At 53.8% G+C, this 26,838-nt stretch carries 22 protein-coding genes; all 22 read left to right on the top strand.

Annotated elements, in window-relative coordinates:
* The first annotated feature begins 1 nt into the window (after position 1).
* The 22 genes from tssM (at position 2) to HA50_RS12390 (ending at position 26,537) form a co-directional block, all read left to right on the top strand.
* Positions 2 to 3,628 (top strand): type VI secretion system membrane subunit TssM, encoded by a 3,627-nt coding sequence (gene tssM, locus HA50_RS12500; protein WP_084875894.1) that lies wholly within the window; start codon positions 2 to 4, stop codon positions 3,626 to 3,628.
* A 14-nt stretch (positions 3,629 to 3,642) separates the two neighbouring features.
* Positions 3,643 to 4,356 (top strand): type VI secretion system-associated protein TagF, encoded by a 714-nt coding sequence (tagF, locus tag HA50_RS12495; protein WP_084875892.1) that lies wholly within the window; start codon positions 3,643 to 3,645, stop codon positions 4,354 to 4,356.
* Positions 4,357 to 4,367: 11 nt separating this feature from the next.
* Positions 4,368 to 5,390, top strand: a complete 1,023-nt coding sequence (tssA, locus tag HA50_RS12490; RefSeq protein WP_084875890.1) for a type VI secretion system protein TssA — start codon at positions 4,368 to 4,370, stop codon at positions 5,388 to 5,390.
* Positions 5,391 to 5,459: 69 nt separating this feature from the next.
* A complete protein-coding gene (gene tssB / locus HA50_RS12485; protein ID WP_084875888.1) occupies positions 5,460 to 5,987 on the top strand; it encodes a type VI secretion system contractile sheath small subunit in 528 nt (175 codons plus the stop codon).
* A gap of 2 nt (positions 5,988 to 5,989) precedes the next feature.
* Positions 5,990 to 7,489 carry a type VI secretion system contractile sheath large subunit gene (gene tssC, locus HA50_RS12480; RefSeq protein ID WP_084875886.1) on the top strand — a complete coding sequence of 500 codons (1,500 nt, stop codon included), beginning with the start codon at positions 5,990 to 5,992 and terminating at the stop codon, positions 7,487 to 7,489.
* 257 nt (positions 7,490 to 7,746) lie between these two features.
* Complete coding sequence (locus HA50_RS12475; RefSeq protein ID WP_084875884.1) at positions 7,747 to 8,229, top strand: Hcp family type VI secretion system effector; 483 nt, start codon at positions 7,747 to 7,749, stop codon at positions 8,227 to 8,229.
* An 80-nt stretch (positions 8,230 to 8,309) separates the two neighbouring features.
* Positions 8,310 to 9,302 carry a hypothetical protein gene (locus HA50_RS12470; protein WP_084875881.1) on the top strand — a complete coding sequence of 331 codons (993 nt, stop codon included), beginning with the start codon at positions 8,310 to 8,312 and terminating at the stop codon, positions 9,300 to 9,302.
* Positions 9,299 to 9,712, top strand: coding sequence for a hypothetical protein (locus tag HA50_RS12465; protein WP_084875878.1), 414 nt, complete (start codon positions 9,299 to 9,301; stop codon positions 9,710 to 9,712). Before HA50_RS12470 ends, HA50_RS12465 begins: the two co-directional genes overlap by 4 nt.
* A gap of 73 nt (positions 9,713 to 9,785) precedes the next feature.
* Positions 9,786 to 10,199: a hypothetical protein gene (locus HA50_RS12460; RefSeq protein ID WP_084875876.1), complete on the top strand. Its 414-nt coding sequence runs from the start codon at positions 9,786 to 9,788 to the stop codon at positions 10,197 to 10,199.
* Between the two features lie 511 nt (positions 10,200 to 10,710).
* A complete protein-coding gene (locus HA50_RS12450) occupies positions 10,711 to 11,085 on the top strand; it encodes a hypothetical protein (protein WP_139810929.1) in 375 nt (124 codons plus the stop codon).
* 58 nt (positions 11,086 to 11,143) lie between these two features.
* Positions 11,144 to 11,539: a lysozyme inhibitor LprI family protein gene (locus HA50_RS12445; RefSeq protein WP_084875870.1), complete on the top strand. Its 396-nt coding sequence runs from the start codon at positions 11,144 to 11,146 to the stop codon at positions 11,537 to 11,539.
* Positions 11,540 to 11,676: 137 nt separating this feature from the next.
* Positions 11,677 to 13,473: a type VI secretion system-associated FHA domain protein TagH gene (tagH, locus tag HA50_RS12440; RefSeq protein ID WP_084875868.1), complete on the top strand. Its 1,797-nt coding sequence runs from the start codon at positions 11,677 to 11,679 to the stop codon at positions 13,471 to 13,473.
* Positions 13,470 to 14,261, top strand: a complete 792-nt coding sequence (locus HA50_RS12435; RefSeq protein WP_084875866.1) for a PP2C family protein-serine/threonine phosphatase — start codon at positions 13,470 to 13,472, stop codon at positions 14,259 to 14,261. Before tagH ends, HA50_RS12435 begins: the two co-directional genes overlap by 4 nt.
* Before the next feature lie 10 nt (positions 14,262 to 14,271).
* On the top strand, positions 14,272 to 15,231 hold the full coding sequence (locus HA50_RS12430; protein WP_084875864.1) for a hypothetical protein: 960 nt from the start codon (positions 14,272 to 14,274) through the stop codon (positions 15,229 to 15,231).
* A 15-nt stretch (positions 15,232 to 15,246) separates the two neighbouring features.
* Complete coding sequence (locus HA50_RS12425; RefSeq protein ID WP_084875862.1) at positions 15,247 to 16,074, top strand: type VI secretion system accessory protein TagJ; 828 nt, start codon at positions 15,247 to 15,249, stop codon at positions 16,072 to 16,074.
* Entirely contained in the window at positions 16,064 to 16,639 is a 576-nt protein-coding gene (gene tssE / locus HA50_RS12420) for a type VI secretion system baseplate subunit TssE (RefSeq protein WP_084875861.1), read from the top strand. Before HA50_RS12425 ends, tssE begins: the two co-directional genes overlap by 11 nt.
* Before the next feature lie 2 nt (positions 16,640 to 16,641).
* Positions 16,642 to 18,516: a type VI secretion system baseplate subunit TssF gene (tssF, locus tag HA50_RS12415; RefSeq protein ID WP_084875859.1), complete on the top strand. Its 1,875-nt coding sequence runs from the start codon at positions 16,642 to 16,644 to the stop codon at positions 18,514 to 18,516.
* Positions 18,513 to 19,562 (top strand): type VI secretion system baseplate subunit TssG, encoded by a 1,050-nt coding sequence (gene tssG / locus HA50_RS12410; RefSeq protein WP_084875856.1) that lies wholly within the window; start codon positions 18,513 to 18,515, stop codon positions 19,560 to 19,562. Before tssF ends, tssG begins: the two co-directional genes overlap by 4 nt.
* A gap of 54 nt (positions 19,563 to 19,616) precedes the next feature.
* On the top strand, positions 19,617 to 22,220 hold the full coding sequence (tssH, locus tag HA50_RS12405) for a type VI secretion system ATPase TssH (RefSeq protein WP_084875853.1): 2,604 nt from the start codon (positions 19,617 to 19,619) through the stop codon (positions 22,218 to 22,220).
* 29 nt (positions 22,221 to 22,249) lie between these two features.
* Positions 22,250 to 23,701 (top strand): serine/threonine protein kinase, encoded by a 1,452-nt coding sequence (locus HA50_RS12400; protein ID WP_084875850.1) that lies wholly within the window; start codon positions 22,250 to 22,252, stop codon positions 23,699 to 23,701.
* A gap of 17 nt (positions 23,702 to 23,718) precedes the next feature.
* Positions 23,719 to 26,187 carry a type VI secretion system tip protein TssI/VgrG gene (tssI, locus tag HA50_RS12395; RefSeq protein ID WP_084875847.1) on the top strand — a complete coding sequence of 823 codons (2,469 nt, stop codon included), beginning with the start codon at positions 23,719 to 23,721 and terminating at the stop codon, positions 26,185 to 26,187.
* The gene (locus HA50_RS12390; RefSeq protein WP_084875844.1) at positions 26,184 to 26,537 is read left to right on the top strand and encodes a hypothetical protein; all 354 of its coding nucleotides are present in this window, start codon (positions 26,184 to 26,186) and stop codon (positions 26,535 to 26,537) included. Before tssI ends, HA50_RS12390 begins: the two co-directional genes overlap by 4 nt.
* Positions 26,538 to 26,838: the final 301 nt, after the last annotated feature.

The raw sequence follows: 26,838 nt of genomic DNA, 5'->3' as shown, positions 1-26,838 counted from the left end.
CATGCTGAATATGCTTTTTGCCGTGCTGACCAGCCGCCTTGCCTGGGGGTTTGTCGGGATCACAGCGCTTTCATTCATTATCTGGGTCATTGGTCCGGTATTTTCTATTGTTGACTCCCGGCCACTGGAGCCGGAACAGAATCGTGTTATCAGCATCGCTTTGCTCTATCTGGTGTGGGGCCTGAGTCAGGCGATTCCCCGCATCTACAATATGTGGCTGAACCGCAAACTGATGTCGAGTCTCGAAACGTCACCGGCGGATGCTCCAGAGCAGGATCGCAAGCGCCTGACCAACGAGGAGCAAGTGCTGGCGAGTCGTTTTAGCGAAGCGACCGACATGCTCAAAAAGGCGCATTTTCAGCGCCATAACAGCAAAGGTACACCCTTCTGGGCGCAGCGTTTCAGCCGTCAGTATCTCTATCAGCTGCCGTGGTACATGATCATTGGCGCACCGGGTGCCGGGAAAACCACGGCGCTGGTGAACTCCGGTCTGCAATTCCCGCTGGCGGATAAGTTTGGTAAGGCGGCGCTGCGTGGCATTGGTGGGACACGTAATTGTGACTGGTGGTTTACCAATGAAGCAGTGCTGCTGGATACCGCCGGACGTTATACCACCCAGGAGAGCCAGCAGGAGCGTGATGCCAGCGAGTGGCATCATTTTCTTGGGCTGCTGTGTAAGTACCGTGGCCGTCAGCCGATCAATGGCGTAATCGTCACCCTCAGCGTGGCGGATCTGTTGAGCCAGACGTCGGAAGCGTTGCGTAATCAGTCGCTGGCGTTACGTCAGCGTTTGATGGAACTACACGATCGTCTCGGTATTCGTTTTCCGGTGTATGTGCTGGTCACCAAGGCAGATTTGCTTAAGGGATTTCGCAGCTACTTTGGCGGGCTGGACAAAGCACAGCGGGAACAAATCTGGGGCTTCACTTTTCCCTGGGCGCAGGCTTCAACGGCTGAGTTTGAACTGAGCAGTCAGTTCCAGCAGGAGTATTCACTGCTGCAACAACGTCTTGATGCTGGCCTGGCCGATACTCTGCCGTTGGTCAGTGATGCGCAGGGACGTGCTGAAAGTTACCTGTTCCCGCAGGAGTTTGCCGCCTTACGTCCCCATCTGGCGGAGGCGCTGGATACGTTATTTGCCCGTTCGGATTTCGAGACCCAGTTTGCGCCGCGCGGCATCTATTTTGCCAGCGGCACCCAGGAAGGTTTGCCATTTGACCGTGTGATGGGGGAACTGACCCGTGCGTTGCACCTGCCCGGACAACGGGACGGCGAGTCAGGCAATTGGGACCAGGTCGGAAAAGATGCGCCGATTCCGCCGCCGAAGGGACAAAGCTTCTTTCTCAAAGACATGCTCGAAGATGTGGTGTTCCAGGAGTCAGGATTGGCGGCCAGCAATCGCTGGTGGGAACTGCGCAACCGTGCGGGTCTGTGGTCCGGCTATCTGGCGTTACTGGTCATCGTGCTGATCGCCGGTGCGCTGTGGCTGACCAGCTACAGTAAAAATAAGGCTTACCTGCAGGAAATGGCGGCAAAAACGCCTGAAGTGGAAAAACTTGGGGCGCAGCTGCAACGGGAAGGAACGGGCGATCTGTTTGCGCTGGTGCCTTATCTCAATACCATTCTGCACCTGCCGGAAAGCAATGACTTTTCGTTGCAGGATCCGCCGCTGACACGTCGCATGTGGTTGTACCGCGGTACTGAAGTCAGTGACGCTACCCAGGCGCTGTACAATAAGGCTCTGAAACAACTGCTGATGCCGCAGGTGGCGCAGCATATCACCCGCTGGTTACGTAATGACAACGGCAGCGATGCTGACTACAGCTACGAAGCGCTGAAGGCCTATCAGATGCTGTATCAGCCGAAGCACTACGACGGCAAGTTCCTGCAGGCGTGGCTGATGCTGAACATCTCGCGTGAACTGCCACAGAACGTGACGCAGCAGGAAGTGAAACAGCTGGCCTGGCATCTGCAACAATTGCTGGAAACGCAAATTCAGTCCTCGCCCTATGCGAAGGATGACGCGCTGGTAAAGCGCGAGCAGGCGCTGATTAATCAGATGCCGCTATCCCAGCGCGTTTACGGACGCCTGAAGCGTCTGCTGCAACGTGATGGCACCTTACCCCCGGTGACGCTGGCAGCGCTGGGCGGTCCGCAAAGTGAACTGGTCTTTTCCCGTAAAAGTGGTAAATCGGTCAATGATGGTGTGTCCGGCCTGTATACGCCGGAAGGGTACTGGCAGCACGTGGATAAACAAATAGCCCCGGTAACCCAGGCGCTGTTCCAGGATGATATGTGGGTGCTGGGCGGCACCAGCCAGCAGGACAACAGCCAGCAAACCGATCTGGCGGTGCGTCAGCTTTATATGCAGGACTACATCCGCCAGTGGGAGCAATTCCTCGGTGATATCCAGCTCAACAGCAGCGCTGATCTCGCGCAACGCATTAACACCGCGCGTCTGCTTTCCGGCAATCATTCTCCGCTGCGCCAACTGGTGGTGAATCTCAGCAAAATATTGACCCTCACGCGCGCGCCGACGGATGACAAAACGGCACAAAAGCAGCCGTCTTCTTCAGACAACAGCGCAACACGCACCCTCCAGGCGCTGTTTAGCACGCCGAAAGCCAATGCGGCACAAAGTCAGGGCAGTCCGGCGCCGGAGCAGGTGGTTGGTGCGCACTTTGCGGCCATTATCGAACTGGCGCAACCGTTGCAGCAGGGCAGCAAGGTGCTGGCAGTGGACGATTTTCTGCGCCAGATTGACGATCTTTATCGTTATCTCACCGCAGTACAGGATGCGGCTAACAGCGGCATGCCGCCGCCTTCAGGTGATGCGATCAGTCGTGTGCAGGCCAGTGCCGGACGCTTACCGGGTTCACTGCAAAATATGGTCTCAAGTATGGCTGTCGGGGCCAGCAGCGATGCACAGCAGCGCGACATGGAAAATGTGCGTAAGCGTATCCGCATGGAGGTCGGCAGCTTCTGTCAGCAGGCCATTGCCGGTCGCTATCCGCTGGTACGTAATGGCCGCAATGAAGTGACGCCGGATGATTTAGCGAGAATGTTTGCGCCCGGCAGTGGCCTGATGGATAGCTTCTTCCGTGACAATCTGGCGAACAAAGTGGATACAACCCATGCGGCCTGGCGTTTTACTCCGGGCATTGATGGCAAAACCCTGCCTGGTGGTGAAGCGCTGTTACGCCCGTTCCAGCAGGCCCAGTCAATCCGCGATGCTTTCTTCACCAACGGTGCCACCACGCCGTCATTCCGCGTCACGCTGCGCACGGTGAAAATGGATAACGACATCCTCAACCTGACGCTTGATGTGGACGGGCAGATTCTGCGCTACAGCCACGGTCCGCAGGCGGTGCAAATGGTGAGCTGGCCAGGAACCGGTGGGACCAGCCAGGTGCGTATGCAGCTCGGTTTAACCAACGGTACCACGTCAACGCTGGTGACCAGTGGCCCCTGGGCATTGAACCGTTTTTTTGACCGCGCCCGACTGACGGACGCAGGTGGTCTGACACGCGAAGCCAGCTTTAATGTTGAGGGTCATCAGGTCACGCTGTCGTTCACGCCTGGCAGTATTCGTAACCCGTTCCAGCTTCCCGCTTTTAGCTGCCCCTGAATTGGAGCCTGACAATGACGCAATACGCAGCACCCGGCTGGTACGGCAAACTGCCCAATGCGGGTGATTTTGTGAAGCGACGCTTTCCCGACACCTTGCTGCGGCAATGGTCAAACTGGTTTCAGGTGGGTTTGCACCACTGGCAAACCAGCGCCGAGGGGGAAAGCGCTCCTTCGCGTGACTTTCTGAGCGCACCTGTCTGGAATTTTGTGGTGCCCCCGATGCTGGGGAGCCAGCTCATCCAGATGGGCAGCCTGACCGCCTCGCGCGATAGCGTGGGTCGTCACTACCCGCTGTGCGCGCTGCGCCACTTCAGCCCTGCGGAATGGTCACCTGCTTTGCTGGCCCATTCCGGTGATTGGTATCAGCAGGTCGGCAACACCTTGTTGCGGGTGGTGAGGGATGGCAGCACAGCGGAGCAACTGGATCAGGCGCTGCTCAGTATTCCGCAGCCACAGCAGCAGGCGAGTGGCGAGCCATCGGATATTCTGGCGATTATCGGGGAAGGGGGAAGTGTCTCGACCCTGAGCTGGCAACTGCCAGCCGACAGCTTCGACCCACAGTTTTACACCAGTTTCTGGTGGACAAATCAGAGCGACGGATTCCCGCTGTACACCCATGTGCATAGTGGCAACTTTACCGCGCAGCTGTTTTCGCTGTTGTTTGATCCCGCAGGCGGCGCGAAGCCCGGACGAAACGGACTTTATCCCCCGATGTTTGAATCCTGAGGTGTACCCGCATGACGATCAATATTGAGGAGCTGCTGGCACCAGTCAGCAATGACCATCCCTGCGGTGAAAACCTGGAATACCACGCAGATTATCAGGCGATGGAGCAGGCCAGTGCCGGTAAGGCGGAACAGCAATTTGGTGACACTATCATCCCGGCAGAAGCGGCTGACTGGAACCGGGTAGAAAAACTGGCGACTGAGTTGCTTAGTCGCAGCAAAGATTTGCGCGTGATGCTGGCACTGACGCAGGCGTGGGCCAATCTCCAGGGACTGCCGGGGTATGCCCAGGGGCTGAAACTGATTGAACAGGCCCTGCTGCTGTATTGGGAACCGCTCTGGCCCCGTCTGGAAGAGGATGGCGAGCAGGATCCCTTCTATCGTATTAACGCGCTGGCGCTGCTGGGAGATCAATCTTCGCTGACAGCGGCAGTACGTCAGGCCTGGCTGTTACGCCATGCTTCCGATGGCATCATCCTGCGCGATGCCGCCGCCCTGTGCGACGGCAGTAAAGCGGAAATTGCTGATTACCCCGGCGGCATGGCGCGCTTGCGGGATGAACTGGCACAGCCAGGGCAACCTGCGGCTGAAGCGGTGCTGAGTATTAATGCGCGTCTGCAAGCTATCCGCGAAATCCTGGTGGAACGTCTGGATGAAACCGCAGCGCCTGATATGGCGCAGTTGCAGAAAAGTTTTGCACTGCTGGCGGAGCTGGCTCAGCCCAGTGATTTGGGGGCGATGCAACCTGATGCTACCGCTGATCAGGTCGGAGATGAATCTTCCCCGGCTGCCGCCGCTGGTGCGGCACGCAACGCACCTGACTGGCGCAGCGCGCAACTCAGCACCCGCGCCGATGCACAGCTGATGCTGGAAAAGGTGAAGCAATACTTCAGCCAGCATGAACCCAGCCATCCGGCACCGCTGATGATTGATCGTGTACAACGACTGATCGAGCTCGACTTTATGGACATCATCCGTGATCTGGCCCCGGACGGGGTTCACCAACTGGAAAATATTTTCGGACGCCGTAACTAACGCGCGTTTACCTCTTCATCACGCAGTGAGACCTGCGCCTTTACCCGCGCATCATTTATGGAGAAAACCATGGCCACAATGAAATCCAGTGGGCAGAAATTTATCGCCCGCAATCGCGCGCCTCGCGTTCAGATCGAATATGACGTGGAGATCTATGGCGCGGAGCGCAAAATTCAGCTGCCGTTCGTCATGGGCGTGCTGGCAGACCTCGCAGGCAAGCCGCTGGAACCGCAGGCAGCCGTTGATGATCGTAAATTCCTTGAGATCGATATTGATAATTTTGACGAGCGCATGAAAGCGATGAAGCCTCGTGCTGCGTTCCAGGTGGACAACACCCTGAGCGGCGAGGGCAAACTCAATATCGAACTGACTTTCGAAAGCATGGATGATTTCTCGCCCGATGCGATTGCCCGTCATGTTGAGCCGCTCAACAAACTGCTGGAAGCACGTACTCAACTCGCCAACTTGCTGACCTATATGGATGGTAAAAACGGTGCGGAAGAGTTGATTGGCAAGATTCTGCATGATCCCACGCTGTTGCAGGCGCTGACGCATCTGCCAAAGCAGGCTGACGCAGCAGAAGGGAAGGAGGAGTAATCATGAGCCAGAGCACCGAACAGCAGCAACTACAGAGTGGCACCAGCTTTAGCCAGGATGAGTTTAGTGCGTTACTCAGTAAAGAGTTCCGCCCGAAAAACGATCAGGCACGGGAAGCGGTAGAAAACGCGGTAAAAACTCTGGCGCATCAGGCGCTGGAAAATACCGTGACCATCTCAAACGATTCTTATCGCACCATTCAGTCGCTGATCGCGGAAATTGACGAGAAATTATCGCAGCAGATTAACCAGATTATTCATCACGATGAATTTCAGAAACTGGAAAGCGCCTGGCGTGGTCTGAATTATCTGGTGAACAACACCGAAACCGATGAGATGCTGAAAATCCGTTTTATGAGCATCTCCAAGCAGGAGCTGGGACGCACCCTGAAGCGTTACAAAGGTGTTGGCTGGGATCGTAGCCCGCTGTTCAAGAAAGTTTATGAGCAGGAATATGGTCAGTTTGGTGGCGAACCCTTTGGTTGCCTGGTGGGCGATTACTACTTCGACCACGGTCCGCAGGATGTGGAGCTGCTGGGCGAAATGGCACGTATCGGCGCAGCCGCGCACTGTCCATTTATTACCGGTGCGGCACCGGAAGTGATGCAGATGGAGTCCTGGCAGGAACTGGCCAATCCACGCGATCTGACCAAGATCTTCCAGAACACGGAATACGCGGCCTGGCGCAGCCTGCGTGAATCAGAAGATTCGCGTTACCTCGGTCTGGTGATGCCGCGTTTCCTGGCGCGTCTGCCGTATGGTATACGCACCAATCCGGTCGACAGCTTTGATTTCGAAGAAAAGACCGACGGTTCCGATCATAACAATTACGCCTGGAGCAACGCGGCTTATGCGATGGCGGCCAACATTAACCGTTCGTTTAAAGAGTACGGCTGGTGTACCTCCATTCGCGGTGTGGAATCGGGCGGGGCAGTAGAAAATCTGCCTTGCCATACCTTCCCGAGCGACGATGGCGGCGTGGATATGAAATGTCCGACCGAAATTGCCATCAGCGATCGCCGTGAAGCCGAGCTGGCGAAAAATGGCTTTATGCCGCTGGTGCACCGTAAAAACTCTGACTTCGCCGCCTTTATTGGTGCGCAGTCGCTGCAGAAACCGGCTGAATATCATGACCCTGATGCGACGGCCAATGCGCGTCTGGCAGCTCGTCTGCCGTATCTGTTTGCCTGCTGCCGCTTTGCTCACTATCTGAAATGCATCGTGCGCGACAAAATTGGTTCCTTCCGTGAGCGCGATGAGATGGAGCGCTGGCTGAACGATTGGGTGATGAACTATGTAGACGGTGATCCGGCTAACTCATCCCAGGAAACCAAATCACGTAAGCCGTTGGCAGCAGCTGAGGTGAATGTTGAAGAACAGGAAGATAATCCGGGTTATTACGCGGCGAAATTCTTCCTGCGTCCGCATTACCAGCTGGAAGGTTTGACGGTATCACTGCGACTGGTATCAAAATTGCCGTCGCTGAAATCGAATGATAAATAATTATTACGCGGTAAAGGATTAAACGGACTTGCATTTTTAATATGGAATTATTCAGAGAATCAGTTTCCCTGTTTCTCTGAGCCGCATTCTTATTACCTGTATATGTAATAAGAACCCCTCTGAATAACACATGTAGCGCTATTCAGAACACGAGGCAGAGGTAAAATATGGACTGTTTTATTCAGCCCCATGCTTTCCTGTTTGCCATAACGATGCTTTTTCAAAGCAAAACGTAAATCAAGCAAGAGAAGATAATTATGGCTATTGATATGTTTTTGAAAGTTGATGGTGTGACGGGTGAGTCAAAGGACTCTAATCACACCGGCTGGACTGATATTACCTCCTTTAGCTGGGGGGCAACTCAGCCTGGCAATATGGCAGTCGGCGGCGGCGGCGGTGCCGGTAAAGTGAATTTTAATGATCTGAGCGTGAATGCCCTGATCGACAAATCCACCTCCGCTATTCTGAAGTACTGTGCGAACGGTAAACACGTGACTAAAGTGGAACTGTCCGTGTGCAAAGCCGGTGGTTCTCAGGTTGAATATGCGCGTATCACGCTGGAAGACGTGCTGGTTTCTCGTCTGGATTACACCGGTGCTGCCAATGGCGACACTCTGGCTGTGACCTACGGTTTCCAGGCAGCGAAAGTGAAACAGCAATACTGGGAGCAAAGTTCTTCTGGTGGTAAAGGTGCTGAGAGCAGCGCTGGCTGGAATATTAAAGAAAACAAAGAGTCATAATTGTTTTATAAGGCGGCCTTACGGGGCCGCTTTATTCAATATTAAAAAATAACTGTATTTAATAGCAAAAGGATATTGTGATGAGCGGAAATAGCATGGTTGAACCGGGTTTTTGTGTGGTGCAACGTCCCGGCAGACTGACAGAACAGGCGATGTTTCTGTTCGGAAACCGCAATATTGCGGCGGCCAATTACTTTTTGCAATTAAATGCGGATGTCGCCTGGGCAAAGCCAGGGCAGATACTGATAGTAGCCGATCCCTACGGTAATAATAGCCCGGCAGCCATGAATGCGTTGAAAGCGGCAAAAACTGCGACCAATAACAGCCTGGGTCATCTCTCTGCAGATGAAGCCAGCTTTTTCCATCAGCATTACGCTTCGATTGCAGCAATCACCAACTTTATGGACAAATCATCGGGTGTTATCGGTGATGCCGGAGAGAAATATTTCGCGGAGATTGGCAAAAAACTGACTGCCATTGAGGTCGCTTACCGCAACCAATACCTGACGGCGGGTACGCTTATCGGCGAGCAGTTCTTTGTTGAACGTCGTCGTTTGTTTGGCGAACTTGATGTGCTGTTAAATAAATTTTCCCGTCTGGTACTGAAATTACAGCCTTATCAGAAGTTAAAACACGCTTTAAACCTGTCCAGTTCAGCGATTGTCCACGACTGGGAGAGTGCGGGCGTTGGCACGATTCGTGGTTACTCCACCTACGTTGATGGTGCCGCGAAGGCCGCAAAGTTTATGAAAATGGGTGGCTGGGTATCGATTGGATTTAGTGCGCTGAATACGACAAATGATGTTTATGATGCCTGCACCGTAGACCGCAGAGATGAATGTGCTAAGGTTGCGGTAAGTAAATACACCCAGTTTGCTGCCAGCACTGCGGCAGGCATTTATGGTGGCGCATTTTCCGCATTGATAGCAACAGGTGCCTGTGTGGTTTTAGGTGCAGCAACTGGCGGGGTTGCTGCGTTAGCATGTGGAATTATAGGTGCGGCTGCTGGGGGGTATGGTCTTAGTAAAGCAGCAGAAACAGGGACCAGTATTTTGATGGATAAGATTTTATGACGATTTATAATTTTTTCATGTATGGCTCTGTATTTTTATTCTTTTTAATTGGTGTTTTGCATATTTGTGCAGCGGCAATCTTTAGAAAAAACAAAGACAAATATGATCAGTTTGTCGGCGAATATCAGCAAGCAGGGTTGCCGTTGGATTTAACAACAAGAGTTTCAGGATTTATGGGTTTTTATGCAAACTATCAAAAGCTCGCATTTTTTATCCGATTATACCGCGGTGTGAAGATGCGCTTTTCGAAAAAAGAATATGTTAAGCAAGAGGCTTACGATTTCGTTCAGGGACAACCTTATGAAAAAATAACATGGATGTTGGAGTTGCTCAATTTCTATAAAGTTATTTATTTATTAACGGCTATATTTTCTGTATTTCTGGTGGTGTTTTCATATGTATTAAATTAATAACCCTTTACCCCAAAAGTCACACTCTTTTTATCTTAAAAGGTATGTTGAATACGTTGGTGGAGGAGTTATTATGACATTGGCTGATTTTTTCCTATATTTATCTCTGGTGTTATATTTTATTGCTTTCGCTTCGCAGGTGGTCGCTTATTTTGTTTTCAAAAAAAATCAAAGTAAGTACGAATCTTTATTAATCGACTTCAGACAGCGCGGTATGCAGTTGGATATCATCACGAATTTTGCATATTTTCTTGGTCCAATGTTTAATGCACATAAAATAGCTTATTTTGTTGATGTTTATCACGGAAAGAAAATTTATCTGGATAGAAATAAACCCGTGAGTGAAGAAGCTAACTTGTTTGTTAAAAGCCAGCCGCTGAGCAGAATTTCCTGGGTATTGAGTTTGCATAAGTTAAATGTTGCCAGTTTTACGGTGCTGTTTCTTGCTGTTGCTTTAAGTTTTATATCCAATTCTTTTCTGAAGTAGCTCAACGGTGGTGAGGTAGGTACTGTCGTGGATAAATACGATGCTTTTTATGATTTCCTACTTTGCTTACAATTTTTTTTATTACTTCTGACTTTCAGTATTCATCTGTATGGGGTTTTTCTATTCAAAAGTAATGCCAGAATCTATGATTCTTTATTAAAGGATTTTGGTAGTGAAGGCTTGCAATTAGATATAATAACCAGTATCTCCACTCATTTTGGATGTTTCTTTAATGAGTTTAAAATCATGTATTTTGCCCGTCTCTACTATGGGAAGAAGTGGTATTACAAGAAAAATGAGGTGGTAAGTGCTGAAACATATCAGTTTGTTCAGGAGCTCCCGGAGGATAGGATTGGCTGGATCATTAAACTTCATCGAATAAATATGTTCGCTTTCTGTATGGCCGGGTTGTTCGTTGTGGTCGCTTTGATCTGGAGATTTTTGTATTTTTGAATTATCAAGGATGAGTCAGGTTAATATGTGTAATTTTTTTATGTACGGAAGCGTATTTTTGTTCTTTTTGATTGGGCTTTTGCATATATATGCGAACTTTGTTTTTAAGAGAAATAAAAACAAATATGATGATTTTTTAGATGAGTATGAACAAGCAGGGCTGCAGTTAGATCTTACCACCAAAGTTGCTAGTCATATGGGTTTCTATGCTAATTATCAGAAGCTTGCTTTTTTTATGCGTTTGTATCGCGGTGAGAAAATACGATTTTCGCGTAATGAATTTGTCAGGAGGGAAGCGTATGAGTTTGTTCAAAAACAACCCAGTTATAAAATAGGTTGGATGAAAGGGTTGTTGCATTTGTATAGGGTGATTTATTTTATTACGGCTTTATTTTTTACTTTTATGGTGGTTTTTATTCATGCGTGTAAGTGACTTGTAGATTTAACATGCCTGTTGTCGAGTAGATTTCCTCAAAAGGAGAGAGGGGCTCATGAATAAAAGCGTAGTAATAGCATCTTTACTGGCTCTGTATCAATGTTATGCCAATGCTCAGGATGTATGTAGCCATGCGGTAAGTGATAGTGAAAACTATGCCTGCCGTAAAGAAGAAAAAATCACTTCAGAAAAAATATTAAATACGGAATATCTTGCGGCGAAAAAAAGAATAGGCGATGAATACAAATCTTCACCTGTCGACCTGAATAATTACCTCGATATTCTCACGAAGTCCCAGCGTGGATGGCTTATCTATCGTGATGGTCAATGTAATCTTGAATCCTTTCTCGCCGAGAAAGGAACCATTGTTCACGATACCCTTAATAATACATGCATCTCCCGCATCGATATGGAGCGTGTCGAACAACTTAAAACCATACCTTATAACTGATTGAATCTGCCTCAAAACATTCCATCTTCATAAATTAAATCTCCAGGACTCAGAAAATATCAGCTCCCTATATCCCGCCCCTTTCCGCCGAGAGGTGCGCAATATAGATGCCGAACAGCTAACCGCAGGAATCCGTTATGCGCTTTACGATAATAACGACTAAACCCGGCCATCAGCCGCCGCAAGCCCTTTTTGACTTCTTACCACCTGGTGGCACCATTGGTCGCGGTGTTGATAACAACCTGGTGTTACCCGATGACGACCGTACCATCTCCCGTTTACAGGCCATTGTCCATATTACCGCTGACGGTGAATGTCGCCTGACGAATCGCGGCAACGTCACGCGCGTGATGCTGAACGATATTCCGCTGGAACGTGGGCGGCAGGTGGAATTACAGGACGGCGATATTCTCGGCATTGATGACTATCAGCTGCTGGTTAATGATATTAACGCACAGCAACCAGCTCAGCCGCCGAAGGCCCCATCCCAGCCGGTGGCCAAACCTGTTGTGATTGCCGATGAGCCACCCGCAGCAGCGGGTAGCAGTACCGCTGCGATCCCGAGTGAAATCTGGGATAGCCTGGCGAAGGAGTTCTCCATCTCCGATGATCTCTCGAAGCCAAACAAAGTGGCACCCGCAGCGCCAGACGTGAATCCGTTGACGGCCCCCGCATCGCACGATCGTAACCCGGAAGATCCGCTGGCGGGGCTGATTAATGATGCCCCGCTGGATATTGGTCAGCAGCCTAAAAATAACAGCCTGTTTGATGCCGGTGACGCCCTGTTCGCCCAGGACAGTATTTTCGACGATGCGACGCCGAGCGCACTGGCAGGGCAGAAGAGTATCGTTGCGGCAGCTCCGCCAGAAGCAAAACCTGCGGAACTGGACCCGCTCAGCCTGTTTGGCAGCCAGAGTGCTCCCGATCCCCGTATTCATGACGATCCGCTCGGCCTGATGATGGGCGGTGCTGTTCCACTGGCACCGCCGGAGCCACAGCCAGCGCAATCTGCCAGCATCATTCCTCCCGAACCTGAGGAAGAAACCTCAGATGTCACACTGGCCGATCTGAGCAGTTCACCGCTGTTTGACGACACCGAAACAAAACCCGCTGCCGAGCCCGTGCCTTTAATTGAGGAGGCAGTGGAAGCAGCCGAAGCCAGCCCGGTGAGCCAGGTTGAATACGGCGGCATCACCTTGCCGACCCCGCAGGCGGTGCAACGCACGCCATCACCGATACCGAAAGGTCGACTGCGTATTGACCCGGTGGCCTCCAGCAGCCAGAACGGTGCTTCAGCCCAGAGCAGTGGCGACGCATTAAAAGGCGAATTGCTGGATGCCTTGCTGGAAGGTATGGGTTTGCAGGATTTACAGCCCACGCCGCAATTCGATCGTGAACAAATGCGCCAGTTTGGTCAGATGCTCAGCATGTTTTCCCAGGGAACGGTGGCGCTGCTCTCATCACGTTCGATTCTGAAGCGTGGCGTCAAAGCGGATATGACGGTGATTCTCGACGATGCCAACAACCCCTTCAAATTGCTGCCCTCGGGTAAAACCGTGCTGATGCAGATGTTTGGCAGCCGCATGCCCGGCTTTATGCCGCCCCGTCAGGCGGTGCGTGATGCACTGATCGATTTGCAGGCGCATCAGTTAGGAATGATCGCCGGTATCCGCGCCATTATCGCGTCGATGCTGCAATCCTTTAACCCGGATCAGCTGGAAGAAGAGGCGCGTCAGGCGGGATCGGTATCGCGTCTGGGGCTGCCCGGCAGTCGCAAGGCGGCACTGTGGGAACATTTTGTTGAGCGCTACGGCGAAACAGCCGGAGAAATCGAAGACGACTTCCACACCCTGTTCGGTGAAGCCTTTCTGCACGCCTATGACATGGAAGTTAATCAGTACAAAGACTCACAAACCCACACGGATGACGCATGAATATCACTATTGCTTCCACGTCGAATCAGGGCGACCGCGCCAGCAATCAGGATCAGACCGGTGAAATCATCGGTGAACGTTCAGCCTGCTTTGTCGTTTGTGACGGCGTAGCGGGTTTCCCCGGTGGAGAGGTGGCGGCCACCATCGCCCGCAGCAGTCTGATGGATGCTTTCAACGGTGATAGCCACCTGAATGCACAGTCCATCCGCAATTATGTTAACCACGCCAATCACGCGATCCGTCAGCAGCAGAAAGCCAGCACCGAACACAGTCGCATGGGCACGACGCTGGTCAGCCTGTTTATCGATCGTGATTACGAGCTGGCCTATTGGGCGCATGCCGGAGATAGCCGTCTTTATTTATTTCGGCGCGGTTATCTGTATCACGTCACGACCGATCACAGCCTGGTCCAGCAAATGAAAGATGCTGGCCATCAGACGGAAGGCATCAATGCCAACCTGCTGTATTTTGCCCTTGGTATGGGGGATGAACAGCGTGATGCCAGCTATAGCGATGTGGTGGAGATTGAAGATGGTGACGCCTTTCTGCTGTGCACCGATGGATTCTGGCACGGCGTCACGCTGGAGCAGATGCAGCAATCGTTGCATATGGTCAATACGCCACAGGAGTGGCTGACGCTGATGCAACAAATCATCAGAAACGACCAACCGGAAAACGGTCAGCAGGATAATTTCAGTGCGCTGGCTGTCTGGGTTGGTTCACCTCAGGACACCACCTTACTGCACTCGCTGTCAGACGCGGCGCAGTTTTTCCCTCTTCGCGATTGAGAACGCCAACATGAAATATGGATTACTGGGTCTGGCTGCGTTGCTGCTGAGCACACACGCTTTTGCAGAGAACTATCGCATTGTTCAGTCCCCGGCACAGAAACTGGATGTCTGGATTGATGACGTAAAAGATAACCAGCTGGCAAGCTGGTGCCAGAAGAGTGTGGATCTGCGCATCGTCACCAAAGGTGAAAAAAATGCAGCGGTCCTGGATGGATTCCTGCCGCGAGTGGCGGGGCTGATGGCTTCTCAGTGTAAGTCGCTGCAACAGCTGCATTGGCAGCTGGAAGATGAGCAAGGTAACGCGCTGGCAGAGGGCAGTGCCGAGCAGACGAAGAACTGGCAGCCCGTCACCACGCCACCGCCACCCGTCGCTGCCCCAGCACCGGCGGCACCGGTGCTCAATTCTCCCCCTGCAGATACCACCCCCTGGCAGCAATTTAGTCTGCTGGATGGGTGCCATTTCCGTACCTGGTGGACGCAACCGGCACAGTCCAGCGCGATTTTTGTCCCGTCGAAACAGGGGCTGGTCTGCGCTCAGGATGGCTGGCTGAGTGGTCACAGCACCCTGACGCAGATGGGGAATGGCGCAGCAAAATCGGTGGAAGTCACCTTCCTGCAGGGATTCCCGGTTACCGGGCTGAATAGCAAACCCTCACCCCGTGAACTGACCATTACCACGGTCAACCGTGAGCGCATGGTACTGAGTAACGAGAAATCACCAGAAAGCTGGCTGGTATTGCCGTTTAGCCCGCAGTTTAACGGCTGGCAGGCACCTGATCAGGTGGTGGTACAAATGCCAGCCAGCGATGCTGCGGATGAAAGCGCATTACGCGCCCGGCTGCAGGAAGTACGCAAAGTCTGGTCGCCGTGGCTGACCAATGCATCACCGCTGAAAATCCTGCTGGTGGAACAATTGCACCCGGAACTGAAGGATCCGGCTGCTGCCGTTTATCGCACCGTTAACTAACGCAAAGGAGCATGCATGGACAGGTTACAACAGCGTCTGGCTACCGCATCACTGGCGGAAAATCTTGCCAGCATTACGGCGCAGATCCAGGCGAATCCGGCTGATGCCGATTTGCGCGCTACTTTTGTGCAACTGCTGTGTCTGGCTGGCAACTGGACGCGAGCGCAAACCCAGTTGCAATCCTGGCTGGCATTGACCCCGCAGGCGCAACCGACGGTCACGCTGCTGCAACAGGCGATTGCCGGTGAACAACAGCGCGCCGCAGTATTGCAGGGTGAAGCTCAGCCACATCTGCCGGGCAGTGCCTGGATGTGGTGTGAAACCTTGCTGGCCGCGTTGCAGGCTGACATTGCCGGGGATGTTGCACATGGCACCGAACTGCGTCAGCAGGCGCTGGAAAACGCCGCCGCGAATCCGGGTTCGCTGGAACAGCAGGACCAGCAGAGGGATTTCCCCTGGCTGATGGATGGCGACAGCCGCTTTGGCCCGGTGTGCGAGGCGCTGGTTAACGGGCGTTATTACTGGCTTCCGTTTGCCGCCATTCGTGAAATGCAGTTTCAGGCACCGACCAGCGTGACGGATCTGATATGGCGTCACACTCGGGTACAACTGGTGGATGGCAGCGAGCAGGTCTGTCAGATTCCGGTACGTTATCCTCTCACGGCAACGCCTGAAGAGCGCTGGCTGCGTAGCAGCGTCACCGAATGGCAACCGCTGGGCAATGACGACAGCCAGTTTATGGGGCATGGTCAGAAAGTCTGGCTGAGCGACAGCGCTGAATATCCGCTGCTGGCGTTGCAACATCTCACGTTCGATCTCGTCGAGTCGTCTTATGAGCCGTGATTATCCTGCGCAACAGGACGGCTATGCCCAGCTGCATGGCGGCTATCGTGCGCGTAAAAATCGCGACACCCTCACTTCGCGTGACAAGTTGCAATCATCGCTGCTGGATCGTCTAACCGATGATGCCCCCGACAAACGCACGGAGCCTGGCAACAGTATCCTGATCAGCCACAGTACCTTGCGTCGCCATGTGCTGCGTGATTTGCAGTGGCTGTTTAACACCATCAACAACGAAGCGCAGCAGGATCTCGACTGCTTTTCCCATGTGCAGCGCTCGGTATGGAATTTTGGTGTCGCACCGTTGGCGGGGCAAAATATGTCCGATATCGAATGGCAGGATGTTCAGCGCAAAATGACCGATGCCATCCTGCATTTTGAACCCCGTATCCTGCCGCAGGGGTTGCAGGTGCGCTGCGTCAGCGACCTGACTTCCCTCGATCTGCACAACGTGTTGTCACTGGAGATCAAAGGTCGCCTGTGGTGCGTACCTTATCCGCTGGAGTTCCTGTTCCGTACCGAGGTGGATCTTGAAAGCGGTCATTTCGAACTACAGGATGCGGGGTAATCATGGACAGTAAACTGCTCGACTACTACAACCGTGAACTTGCCTATCTGCGCGAGATGGGAGCGGAGTTTGCTGCCCATTACCCCAAAGTGGCGGGGCGATTGGGGATGCGCGGCATTGATGTCGCTGATCCTTATGTAGAACGGTTGATGGAGGGGTTCGCGTTTCTCACCTCCCGCGTGCAGCTGAAAATGGATGCGGAGTTCCCACGCTTCTCGCAGCGGTTGCTGGAAATGATTGCACCGGGTTATCTGGCACCCACACCTTCGATGGCGATAGCGCAGTTAACGCCGGACAGCCGCAAAGGGGATATCAGCAACGGCTTTCTGGTGCCACGCGGCACCATGATGGAAAGCCAGAGCCTGAAAAAATCCGGCGTCACCTGCAGCTACACCACGGCACATGACGTGATGCTCCATCCCTTACGCATCAGTGAGGTGTCACTGGGTGGCGTCCCTGGTGATATCCCGTTGGGTGAACTGAAACTCAGCGGGCGCGGTGCCAGCAGCGCGTTACGGGTGCGTATTGAGTGCGAGGGTGTTTCCTCTCTCAGCCAGCTGAAACTCGATGATTTGATGCTGTATCTCAGTGGTCCGGATATTCAGGCACTGAAGTTACTGGAACTGCTGATGCAGCATCGGGTTGGCATCCTGCTGCAATCGGTGGAGGCCCAACCGCAGCGCCTGGTGTTGGCGGACAGCGCGCTGCAACAGCAAGGCTTTGCGCCGGAGCAGGCATTGTTGCCGGATGATTTGCGCAATTTCGATGGCTATCGGCTGTTGCAGGAATATTTTGCCTTCCCGGCACGTTTCCAGTTTATCAGCCTGCACCAGCTGGCGTCGTTTCTGTCAGGCTGTGACAAAGCGCAGGCATTCGACATCATCATATTGCTCGATAAGGCCGACGCTGGTCTGGAAAGTGTGGTGGATTGCAGCCATCTGGCGCTGCACTGCACACCGGTGATTAACCTGTTTCCCAAAACGGCTGAGCGCCTGAAGGTCAGCGACAGTCAGCATGAATATCATCTGGTGGTGGACAATATCCGCCCGCTGGATTACGAGGTGTACTCGGTGCAGCGGCTGTTTGCCACGGTAGACGGGCAACGCGAGGAACAGGTTTTCCGCCCGTTCTGGAGCACTTTTAGCCCGGATAGCGGTGACTATGGCGCGTATTTTTCTCTGCGCCGCGAACAACGCACCCTCTCGGAACATGCACAACGTTACGGCACCCGCACCGGCTATATCGGTTCTGAAGTTTTTCTCTCACTGGTTGATGAACATCATTCGCCGTGGCGGGATGACATGCGTTTCTTCTCCGCTGAAGTGATGTGCACCAGCCGTGATTTACCGCTGATGTTGCTGCAACAGGAGCAGGGCAACTTTGTCATGCCGGACTCCATCCCGGTAAGCCAGCTGACGCTATGCAAAGGGCCAACACCGCCGCGTCCGGCGCTGGCTGAAGGGTTATCCTCCTGGCGGCTGATTAGCCATCTGCAAATGAATTACCTCAGCCTGATGGACAGCGCTGACGGCGAAGGGGCTGCTGCATTGCGTCAGTTACTCAGCCTGTACGCGAATCTGGCTGAAGCACCGGTAGCCCGCCAGATTGAAGGTATCCGCCATTGCCAGCTGAAGGCAGTGCATCGTCGTGTCCCTGAACCGGGTCCGGTGGTGTTTGCGCGCGGCGTGAGTATCGCGCTGGAGGTGGATGAGCAGGTGTTCTCCGGTGCCAGCCCATGGTTGTTTGGCAGCGTGCTGGAGCGTGTCTTCTCGCGGCTGGTGGCGCTCAACAGCTTTACCGAATTAACTCTGAGCAGCCAGCAGCGGGGCGAAATCGGTTACTGGCCGCCACGTATGGGCCAGAAGGCACTGCTATGAGTGATGTCGCACAGGTTATTCCGCTGCAGCGCGCCAGCCGTCTGCCTGATGATTTCTGGCAGGCGGTGATGGCTGCGCCCTGGCGCTACGATCTTTTCCAGCTGTTGCGCAGGCTGAATGCGCAAAGTGGTCAGCGTTATAGCCTGGGGCGTGCGCCACTGCCGAAGTTCGAAGCCGTCCGTCTCGGCCAGACGCCCTCACTGGCGTTTGCCCCGGCGACGCTGGCTAAAGTCAGCGAGCGCGAAGAGGATGGCCGTCATGATGTCTCGATCTACAGTTTTGGCCTGTTTGGCCCGAATGGTCCGCTCCCGACGCATCTGACTGAATACGTGCGCGAGCGCATCAGTCACCATCAGGACCACAGCCTTTCAGCTTTTGCTGACCTGTTCCACCATCGCGCCACTCTGCTGTTTTATCGCGCCTGGGCTGATGCACAGCCGACCGCCTCGCTGGATCGCGGCGATGATAAACGCTTTCAGGATTATCTGGCGTGTCTGGCGGGCATTGGTTTTCCGGCGCAGCAGCAGGCCAGTTCGCTCAGCCTGCATGCCCGACTGATGCTGGTGGGCCATCTCAGCCGCCACGGACACGATGCTGAAGGTTTAGAACGCATTCTGCGCCTCTATTTTGGTGTGCCAGTGGCGATGGAGCAAAACGTACCGCAATGGCTGACGCTGGATCATCGCGACCAGGCCCGCCTCGGTGCCGGAAGGCAAATGCCCCGTCTGGGAGAGTCCGCCTTTCTTGGGGTCGCGGTGCGTGATGTTCAGCATCGCTTCCGCCTGCGTTTTGGCCCGCTTAGCGCTGAGCAATATGCGCATTTCCTGCCCGACGGGAAAGGGGCATGTGAGGTGCGCGACTGGGTGCGCCACTATCTCGGCATCGAAATGCAATGGGATCTCAGCCTGATTCTTGCGGCTGAAGATGTCAGCGGCGTGACCTTAGGTGGCAATGCCCGGCTGGGTTATACCAGCTGGCTGGGACAGCCCGACCAGCCTGTCGATCGCGAAGATTTCGTTTTTGAGGTTGAGGCCGCTTCGCTCTAGCCCAACCCCTTTTCCCTGCCACATAGCCAGCTTCTTCATATTACAGGACCCGATATGTCTGAAATCAGCCGAGCCGTGTTATTCGGTAAACTGGACACGCTGTTATTTTCCTCGCTGGAAAGCGCCACCGCCTTTTGCAAGCTGCGCGGCAATCCCTATGTTGAACTGGTGCACTGGCTGCACCAGCTGATGCAGCAGCAGGAGGGGGATTTACAGCAGATAATCAGCCACTTTTCACTGGATGAAAACGCGCTGACGCGGGATATCGTGGCGGCGCTGGATCGCCTGCCGCGCGGTGCCAGTGCCGTCTCCGATCTTGCCGAACACATCGACAGTGCGGTAGAACGCGCCTGGGTTTACGCCTCGCTAAAATACGGTGCAACACGCATCCGTGGCGGGCATCTGCTGATCGGCATGCTGAAAACCTTCAACCTCGCCAGCGTGCTGAAAGGCATTTCATCGCAGTTTGCGCGAATTAATGCCGACGTGCTGCTGGAGCAGTTTGACACCTTACTCAGCAACAGTAAGGAAGTGCAGCAGGCACTGACGCAGCCAGATGTCTCCGCACCTGCGGCGGCCAGTACCAGCACCCTGGCGCAGTACGCGCAGGACCTCACCGCCCGGGCGCGCAGTGGCGCGATCGATCCGGTGACGGGGCGTGATGAAGAGATCCGCCAGATGGTGGATATCCTGATGCGTCGCCGCCAGAACAATCCGCTGCTGACCGGTGAAGCGGGTGTCGGGAAAACAGCCGTGGTTGAGGGGCTGGCGTTGCGTATTGCGGCAGGTGACGTGCCTGCGCCGCTGCGTGATGTGCAGCTATGGCTACTGGACATTGGCATGCTACAGGCCGGTGCCGGGATGAAAGGCGAGTTTGAGGCGCGGCTCCAGGCGCTGATCAACGAGGTACAATCCAGCCCGACGCCGATCGTATTGTTTGTGGATGAGATCCATACGCTGGTCGGTGCGGGCGGTCAGCAGGGCACCGGCGACGCAGCAAACCTGCTGAAACCGGCGCTGGCACGCGGACAACTGCGAACCATCGGTGCTACCACCTGGGCCGAATACAAAAAATATATTGAGAAGGACCCGGCGCTGACCCGCCGTTTCCAGACGGTGCAGGTACAGGAGCCGGATGAGGCGAAAGCCATCCAGATGCTGCGCAGTACCGTGAGTGCGCTGGAGAAACATCATCAGGTGCTGTTGCTGGATGAGGCGGTGAGCGCGGCGGTTAAGCTGTCCCATCGCTATATCCCGGCACGCCAGTTGCCGGATAAAGCTGTCGCACTGCTGGATACCGCCTGCGCGCGTGTGGCGGTCAGCCAGGGGGCGCAGCCCGCCGCGCTGGAGGATTGCCTTCACCGGCTGGCGGCGCTCGATATCGAAGCGGAAATCGCCGAGCGCGAGGCAAAAGTCGGGCTGGGTGCGCCCGAGCGTCAGCAGGAAATTGCGCTGCTGTATGCTGAGCTATCTGCCACCCGCGATGCGCTTACGGCCCGCTGGCAGCAGGAACGGGAACTGGTTAATCAATTGATCGCCTTGCGTGCCCGCTGTGTCAGCGAGGGGGAAACCACGCTGCGCAGTGAACTGGACGCCACTCAGCAACAGCTGCGTGCGCTCCAGGGGGAAGAACCGCTGCTGTTTGCAGCAGTGGATGCCAGTGTGGTTGCCGCCGTGGTCTCCGACTGGACTGGCATTCCGCTGGGCCGCATGGTGAAGAACGAAATCGATGCGGTGCTCAATCTTGCCGACACCCTGAATCAGCGAGTGATTGGTCAGCGTCATGGTCTGGATCTGATTGCCAGACGGGTACGCACCGCACGTGCACGGCTGGATAACCCGAATAAGCCGGTAGGCGTGTTTATGTTGTGCGGTCCGTCCGGAGTAGGGAAAACGGAAACCGCCCTGGCGCTGGCGGAATCACTGTATGGCGGCGAACAGAACGTCATCACCATCAATATGAGCGAATTCCAGGAAGCGCATACCGTCTCTACCCTAAAGGGGGCACCTCCGGGGTACGTCGGCTATGGCGAAGGTGGCGTGTTGACCGAAGCGGTGCGCCGCCGTCCTTACAGCGTGGTGCTGCTGGATGAAATCGAGAAAGCCCATCCCGACGTGCATGAATTATTTTTCCAGGTGTTCGATAAAGGCTGGATGGAAGATGGCGAAGGACGCCATATCGATTTTCGTAACACCATCATCATTCTGACCTCCAATGTCGGTACGCAGCTGATCAGCGCACTCTGTGCCGATCCAGAGCTGTTGCCCGAACCTGACACGCTGAGTACCGCCCTGCGCAAACCGTTGCTGGAGGTTTTCCCTCCGGCATTGCTGGGACGCCTGCTGGTGGTGCCTTATTACCCGCTGAGTGATGCGATGCTGGCGGAGATCGTTCGCTTGCAGCTAACGCGCATTGTGCGTCGCCTGGCTGAGAACCACGGCATTGAGGCGGTTATTGAGGACTCGGTCGTCAGCCAGATCGTGCAGCGTTGCACCGAAGTGGAATCCGGTGGCCGCATGGTCGATGCCATTCTCACCAATACCCTGTTGCCGCAAATGAGCCAGATGTTGCTCAGCGCCCATGCCCGTGATGAACGTTATCGCCGGGTACAGGTGCGCTGTGAGCTGGGCGAGTTTGTTTGCCAGTTTGATGTCTAAAGCCGTTCGTTATCAGAGAGTTTTCGTCTATGTCGGAACACGATAATCACCTCAATGTACCCAACGCCTTGCCGCTGGGTTACCGATTCAATGAGTTTGAAATTAAGGAAGTCATCGGCGGTGGCGGCTTTGGCATTGTCTATCGCGCCTGGGATCATCAGCTGGAACGCGACATCGCGATTAAAGAATTTATGCCTGCCTCGCTGGCGGTGCGCAGCGAGGGGCTGAATCTGGTGCTGCGCAGCGAACGCTTTAGCAAAACGTTCGCGGCGGGGTTGAACAGTTTTATCCAGGAAGCCAGGTTGCTGGCGCGTTTCAACCATCCCAACCTGCTGCATGTGTTGCGCTTCTGGGTCCAAAACGACACGGCCTATATGGGCACGGTGTTTTACAGCGGTACTACGCTCTCCATCGTGCGTGCGCGTAATCCACAGCAGATTGATGAGGCGTGGATCCGCCGTCGGCTGCCGCCGCTGCTGGGGGCGATTAAAACCATTCATGATGCGGGTTATCTGCACCGTGATATTTCGCTGGATAACATCCAGATCCAGAGTAACGGCGAACCGGTACTGCTGGATTTCGGTTCGGCACGTAAGACCATCAGTAACCTGTCTGACGAAAGCGAAACTATGCTGCGTCCAGGTTATGCGCCGATTGAGCAGTACAGCGACAACGATGAAAGCGAGCAGGGGGCCTGGACAGATATCTATGCGCTGGGCGCAGTGCTGCATACGCTGATCACTGGCGCGCCACCGCCGGTAAGCGTGGTGCGCAGCATCGAAGATAACTACCAGCCGCTGGCGCAGCGTCGTCCGGCAGGCTTCTCCCCGGCGCTGCTCAACGCTGTCGATGCGGCTCTGGCGCTGAAAGCGGAAGATCGTCCGCAAAGTATCGATGCCTTCGCGGAACTGATGGCATTGCCGGAAAACACCGCAGAGACCCCGCTCACCGCCAATGTCAGTGGGCCAGGGACCATGCTGGTACCGGTTGAGGAAGTAGAGGAAGAAGCAGTGCCTCTTTCGCCGGTTAAAGCCTTGCTGCGTCATCGTTTCGCGCTACCGGGATTGGTGGCGGCAGGTGTGGTGCTGGGCTTGTGTGTTGGCCTGCTGGTGGCGGGAGGAGGTGATGATGATGTGCAGGCTCAGTCACAGCCGGAATCTCCTCCGGTCGCCACGGCCAGTGCGGCACCTGCGGCTCGGCAACAACCAGCTACCCCGGCAGAACCACCAACGGCACCACGTGAAGCCCAACCGGCACCGCCGCCTGCACCGGTCGCGCAGGTGTATATCAGGTTACAACCGGGTGAACAGGTGCAGGTGAATGGTAAGCAACAGGCGCTGGTACCGGCTGCCAATGGCTTCGCCGCATTGCAGCTCGCACCGGGTCATTACACTTTCTCCATTCACAGCCAGCATGGCGCACGTGAACAGACGCTGACCATCGGTGATGAAGGCGTCTGGCTGCTCGATCCTCATAGCTAACTACAAGGGATTTGCTTATGTTTTCACGCATAACCGTTCAGCTGCCCATGGAGGGCTTGCTGTTCTGGAAACTCAACGGGTCTGAAGCCCTCTCGGAATCATTTGCCCTGGACGCGGAGCTGCTTTCGACCGATGCGCGCATCGATCGTCAGTCTCTGCTGGGAAAACCGATCACCTTTACGCTACCGACAGAGCATCTGCTGAGTACGCGCTATATCAACGGTAAAATCACTCGCGTGGCGGTACGCAATGAGGAGCTGAACGGCACCCGCTACGCGGTCTATGCCCTGACAGTGGAGTCGGACCTGTGGCCGATGAGGCGCGATCGTAACCTGCGCATCTTCCAGAGCCAGACGGTGCCGCAGATTGTGCAGACGCTGCTGAAGGAGTACAGCGTCAATGTGGAGTCGCGGCTCAGCAGCAGTTACCGGGTCTGGGATTACTGTGTGCAGTACCAGGAAAGCAGCTATGACTTTATCAGCCGTCTGATGGAGCTGGAAGGTATTTACTTCTGGTTCCGCCACGAGGCCGATAAACACACCCTGGTGCTGTGCGACGCGGCGGATCAGCATCAGCCGTTCAGCGGTTATGAAACCATCCCTTACCACGTTGCGCCCTCGGGCGGCAGCGTGACGGAAGAGGGTATCAGCCAGTGGTCGCTTGAAGAGAGCGTCACGCCGGGGATGTACAGCACCGACGATTATGACTTCCGCAAGCCAAACGCCTGGATGCTACAGGCACGACAGAATCCGGTGGCACCGAGTCCCGGCTCCGTGGATGTTTATGACTGGCCGGGGCACTTTGTCGATCACAGCCACGGCGAGTTTTACACCCGCATCCGCCAGGAAGTGTGGGAAGTGGAGCACCACAGCGTCAGCGGCGTGGGCACGGCAACGGGTATCGCACCAGGCTACACCTTCGGGCTGCTCAATGCGCCGCACTTCAGTGACAACGGCAAATACCTGACGGTCACCGCGAAATATTCCTTCGAGGAAAACAGCTACGCCAGCGGGGATGTGACCACTTCGCACAACATCCGTTTTACCGTACTCCCGGCATCAATTACTTACCGCACACCGCCACGCACGGCGTGGCCAAAAACGCATGGCCCGCAGACGGCAAAAGTGGTGGGACCAAAAGGCGAGTCGATCTGGACCGATCGTTATGGCCGGGTGAAGGTGAAGTTCCACTGGGACCGGCTGGCAAAAGGCGACGATACCAGTTCGTGCTGGGTACGCGTCTCCAGCGCCTGGGCGGGTCAGGGGTTCGGCGGGGTACAAATCCCGCGCGTGGGTGATGAAGTGGTGGTGGATTTCATCAACGGCGACCCGGACCGCCCGCTGATCATTGGCCGTGTTTACAACGAGGCGAGCATGCCACCGTGGGCGCTGCCAGCGGCGGCAACCCAGATGGGCTTCCTCAGCCGGACCAAAGATGGCACAGCAGACACCGCCAATGCGTTGCGTTTTGAGGACAAGGCAGGCGAGGAGCAGCTGTGGATCCAGGCGCAGAAGAATATGGATACCAACGTCAAAAATGACGCCACCCATACTGTCGCCAAAAATCACAGCCACTATGTCGGCGTCAATGAGCTATATCGGGTTGAAACCAACCGTGTACACGGCGTGAAAGGCGGTGAAGAACTGCTGACCGGCAAAGGCAAAATCGATGCGGCGGTGGAAACGTATGTGCTGGGGTCGGGCACAAAATTGCGGCTGGAGTGCGGTGAAAGCGCGATAGAACTGAACGCCAATGGGCAGATCAATATCGTCGGCAAAGGGTTTAATCTCTTCGTTCAGGGTGACGGAAATATCACCACCTCGGGTGGCAAACTTAACCTGAATACCGCAGGCGCACAGCCAGGTACAGGTGCGCCGGGAAGCAGCCATAAGCAGAATATTGCGGAGGCGGTGACGAATCTATTCCCGGCAAAAAAGGGGGGTGAGGGGGAGGGACCTAACCCTCTGAAGTTAAGAGCGGTAGTTGCAAAATCTGCCGGTAGTAAGCCGGCTGGGAAAAGACGTCCTTTACCACATGAAAAACAAGTCTTTTTTGATAAAGTAAATTCCGCAGCGAAGGCTATCGAGAAGAAAACAGGAATTCCAGCCGAAATTATTACAGCTCAGGCAATTCTTGAATCAAGCTGGGGAACACTTGTACCTATTGATGAAAAAACCAAAAAAGTTAGTAACAATCTTTTTGGTATAAAAGCTCATGGATCGCCTAACTATGTGGAGACATGGACCCATGAGAATATTAATGGTAAGAGAGTACGAGTAATGGATAAGTTTGCAAGCTACGACTCTATAGATGAAGGCATTGAACAACATGCTCAGTTTCTATTAAAGAATCCGCGTTATAGTAGTCTGTTCCATTCAACGGATCCGGTCGACTGGGCTAAAGGTTTGCAAGCTAAAGGCTATGCAACTGATCCTAATTATGCTAAGAAGTTAATTGACATTATGAAAAGTCGAGGGATGATATGATAAAATTTTTTGGGTTGTTACTTGTTTTGCTCCCGTTGACGTCTTCAGCAAGCGTTTCCTGCCAGGAAGCTGATAAAACAGGAATATCTCAAGGTGCTCGCTTTGATAATACAGATAACCTTTATAAAGTTGGTGGGCAAGGGAGGTTGCAGTTTTATTCCGCACCTGATGCGAAGTGTATAATGAAAGGGACTTTTGTTATTCCTGGTAACGATCTAATTGCATATGTTGAATATGGAGGTTTTTACAGGGTGATGTATGTTGCTGATGATGATCAAGTAACTGGTTGGGTTAAAAAAAATAGACTAATTGAAACACATAAAGGTATCGCACCGAATTATGATGAGTAGTTGAGTAAAAAAAGCAGGTTGTAATATCATGTTTTATAAGGTGGTAATTATTTTATTGAAGTTTTTAATGCCCACTGTGATTTTATGATGGTGTAATTTTTAATTATTTCAATATTTCACAGAGTGAAAATTGTATTTAACACTCTGTGTCGTTTTATTTAAAGGTGGGAAAACAAGAAATATGTCCGCTTTGGCAACTGGTGGCGATTTTTACATGATATAAAAAATAGAACATTATCCGCAATTAACACAAGAATGAGTAAATGAGATTTGAGAAGTTTATACTATTTGTGGCTGTATT

It is taken from the genome of Pantoea cypripedii (assembly GCF_002095535.1).
GTDB lineage: Bacteria > Pseudomonadota > Gammaproteobacteria > Enterobacterales > Enterobacteriaceae > Pantoea > Pantoea cypripedii.
The sequence above is the reverse complement of the archived record's forward strand: the minus strand, read 5'-3'. Positions and strand labels throughout refer to the sequence as shown.

Bases quoted from the DNA above. Each gene is read 5' to 3' on its own strand.
- tssM (WP_084875894.1), top strand. From the start codon at position 2: ATGCTGAATATGCTTTTTGCCGTGCTGACCAGCCGCCTTGCCTGGGGG.
- tagF (WP_084875892.1), top strand. From the start codon at position 3,643: ATGACGCAATACGCAGCACCCGGCTGGTACGGCAAACTGCCCAATGCG.
- tssA (WP_084875890.1), top strand. From the start codon at position 4,368: ATGACGATCAATATTGAGGAGCTGCTGGCACCAGTCAGCAATGACCAT.
- tssB (WP_084875888.1), top strand. From the start codon at position 5,460: ATGGCCACAATGAAATCCAGTGGGCAGAAATTTATCGCCCGCAATCGC.
- tssC (WP_084875886.1), top strand. From the start codon at position 5,990: ATGAGCCAGAGCACCGAACAGCAGCAACTACAGAGTGGCACCAGCTTT.
- HA50_RS12475 (WP_084875884.1), top strand. From the start codon at position 7,747: ATGGCTATTGATATGTTTTTGAAAGTTGATGGTGTGACGGGTGAGTCA.
- HA50_RS12470 (WP_084875881.1), top strand. From the start codon at position 8,310: ATGAGCGGAAATAGCATGGTTGAACCGGGTTTTTGTGTGGTGCAACGT.
- HA50_RS12465 (WP_084875878.1), top strand. From the start codon at position 9,299: ATGACGATTTATAATTTTTTCATGTATGGCTCTGTATTTTTATTCTTT.
- HA50_RS12460 (WP_084875876.1), top strand. From the start codon at position 9,786: ATGACATTGGCTGATTTTTTCCTATATTTATCTCTGGTGTTATATTTT.
- HA50_RS12445 (WP_084875870.1), top strand. From the start codon at position 11,144: ATGAATAAAAGCGTAGTAATAGCATCTTTACTGGCTCTGTATCAATGT.
- tagH (WP_084875868.1), top strand. From the start codon at position 11,677: ATGCGCTTTACGATAATAACGACTAAACCCGGCCATCAGCCGCCGCAA.
- HA50_RS12435 (WP_084875866.1), top strand. From the start codon at position 13,470: ATGAATATCACTATTGCTTCCACGTCGAATCAGGGCGACCGCGCCAGC.
- HA50_RS12430 (WP_084875864.1), top strand. From the start codon at position 14,272: ATGAAATATGGATTACTGGGTCTGGCTGCGTTGCTGCTGAGCACACAC.
- HA50_RS12425 (WP_084875862.1), top strand. From the start codon at position 15,247: ATGGACAGGTTACAACAGCGTCTGGCTACCGCATCACTGGCGGAAAAT.
- tssE (WP_084875861.1), top strand. From the start codon at position 16,064: ATGAGCCGTGATTATCCTGCGCAACAGGACGGCTATGCCCAGCTGCAT.
- tssF (WP_084875859.1), top strand. From the start codon at position 16,642: ATGGACAGTAAACTGCTCGACTACTACAACCGTGAACTTGCCTATCTG.
- tssG (WP_084875856.1), top strand. From the start codon at position 18,513: ATGAGTGATGTCGCACAGGTTATTCCGCTGCAGCGCGCCAGCCGTCTG.
- tssH (WP_084875853.1), top strand. From the start codon at position 19,617: ATGTCTGAAATCAGCCGAGCCGTGTTATTCGGTAAACTGGACACGCTG.
- HA50_RS12400 (WP_084875850.1), top strand. From the start codon at position 22,250: ATGTCGGAACACGATAATCACCTCAATGTACCCAACGCCTTGCCGCTG.
- tssI (WP_084875847.1), top strand. From the start codon at position 23,719: ATGTTTTCACGCATAACCGTTCAGCTGCCCATGGAGGGCTTGCTGTTC.
- HA50_RS12390 (WP_084875844.1), top strand. From the start codon at position 26,184: ATGATAAAATTTTTTGGGTTGTTACTTGTTTTGCTCCCGTTGACGTCT.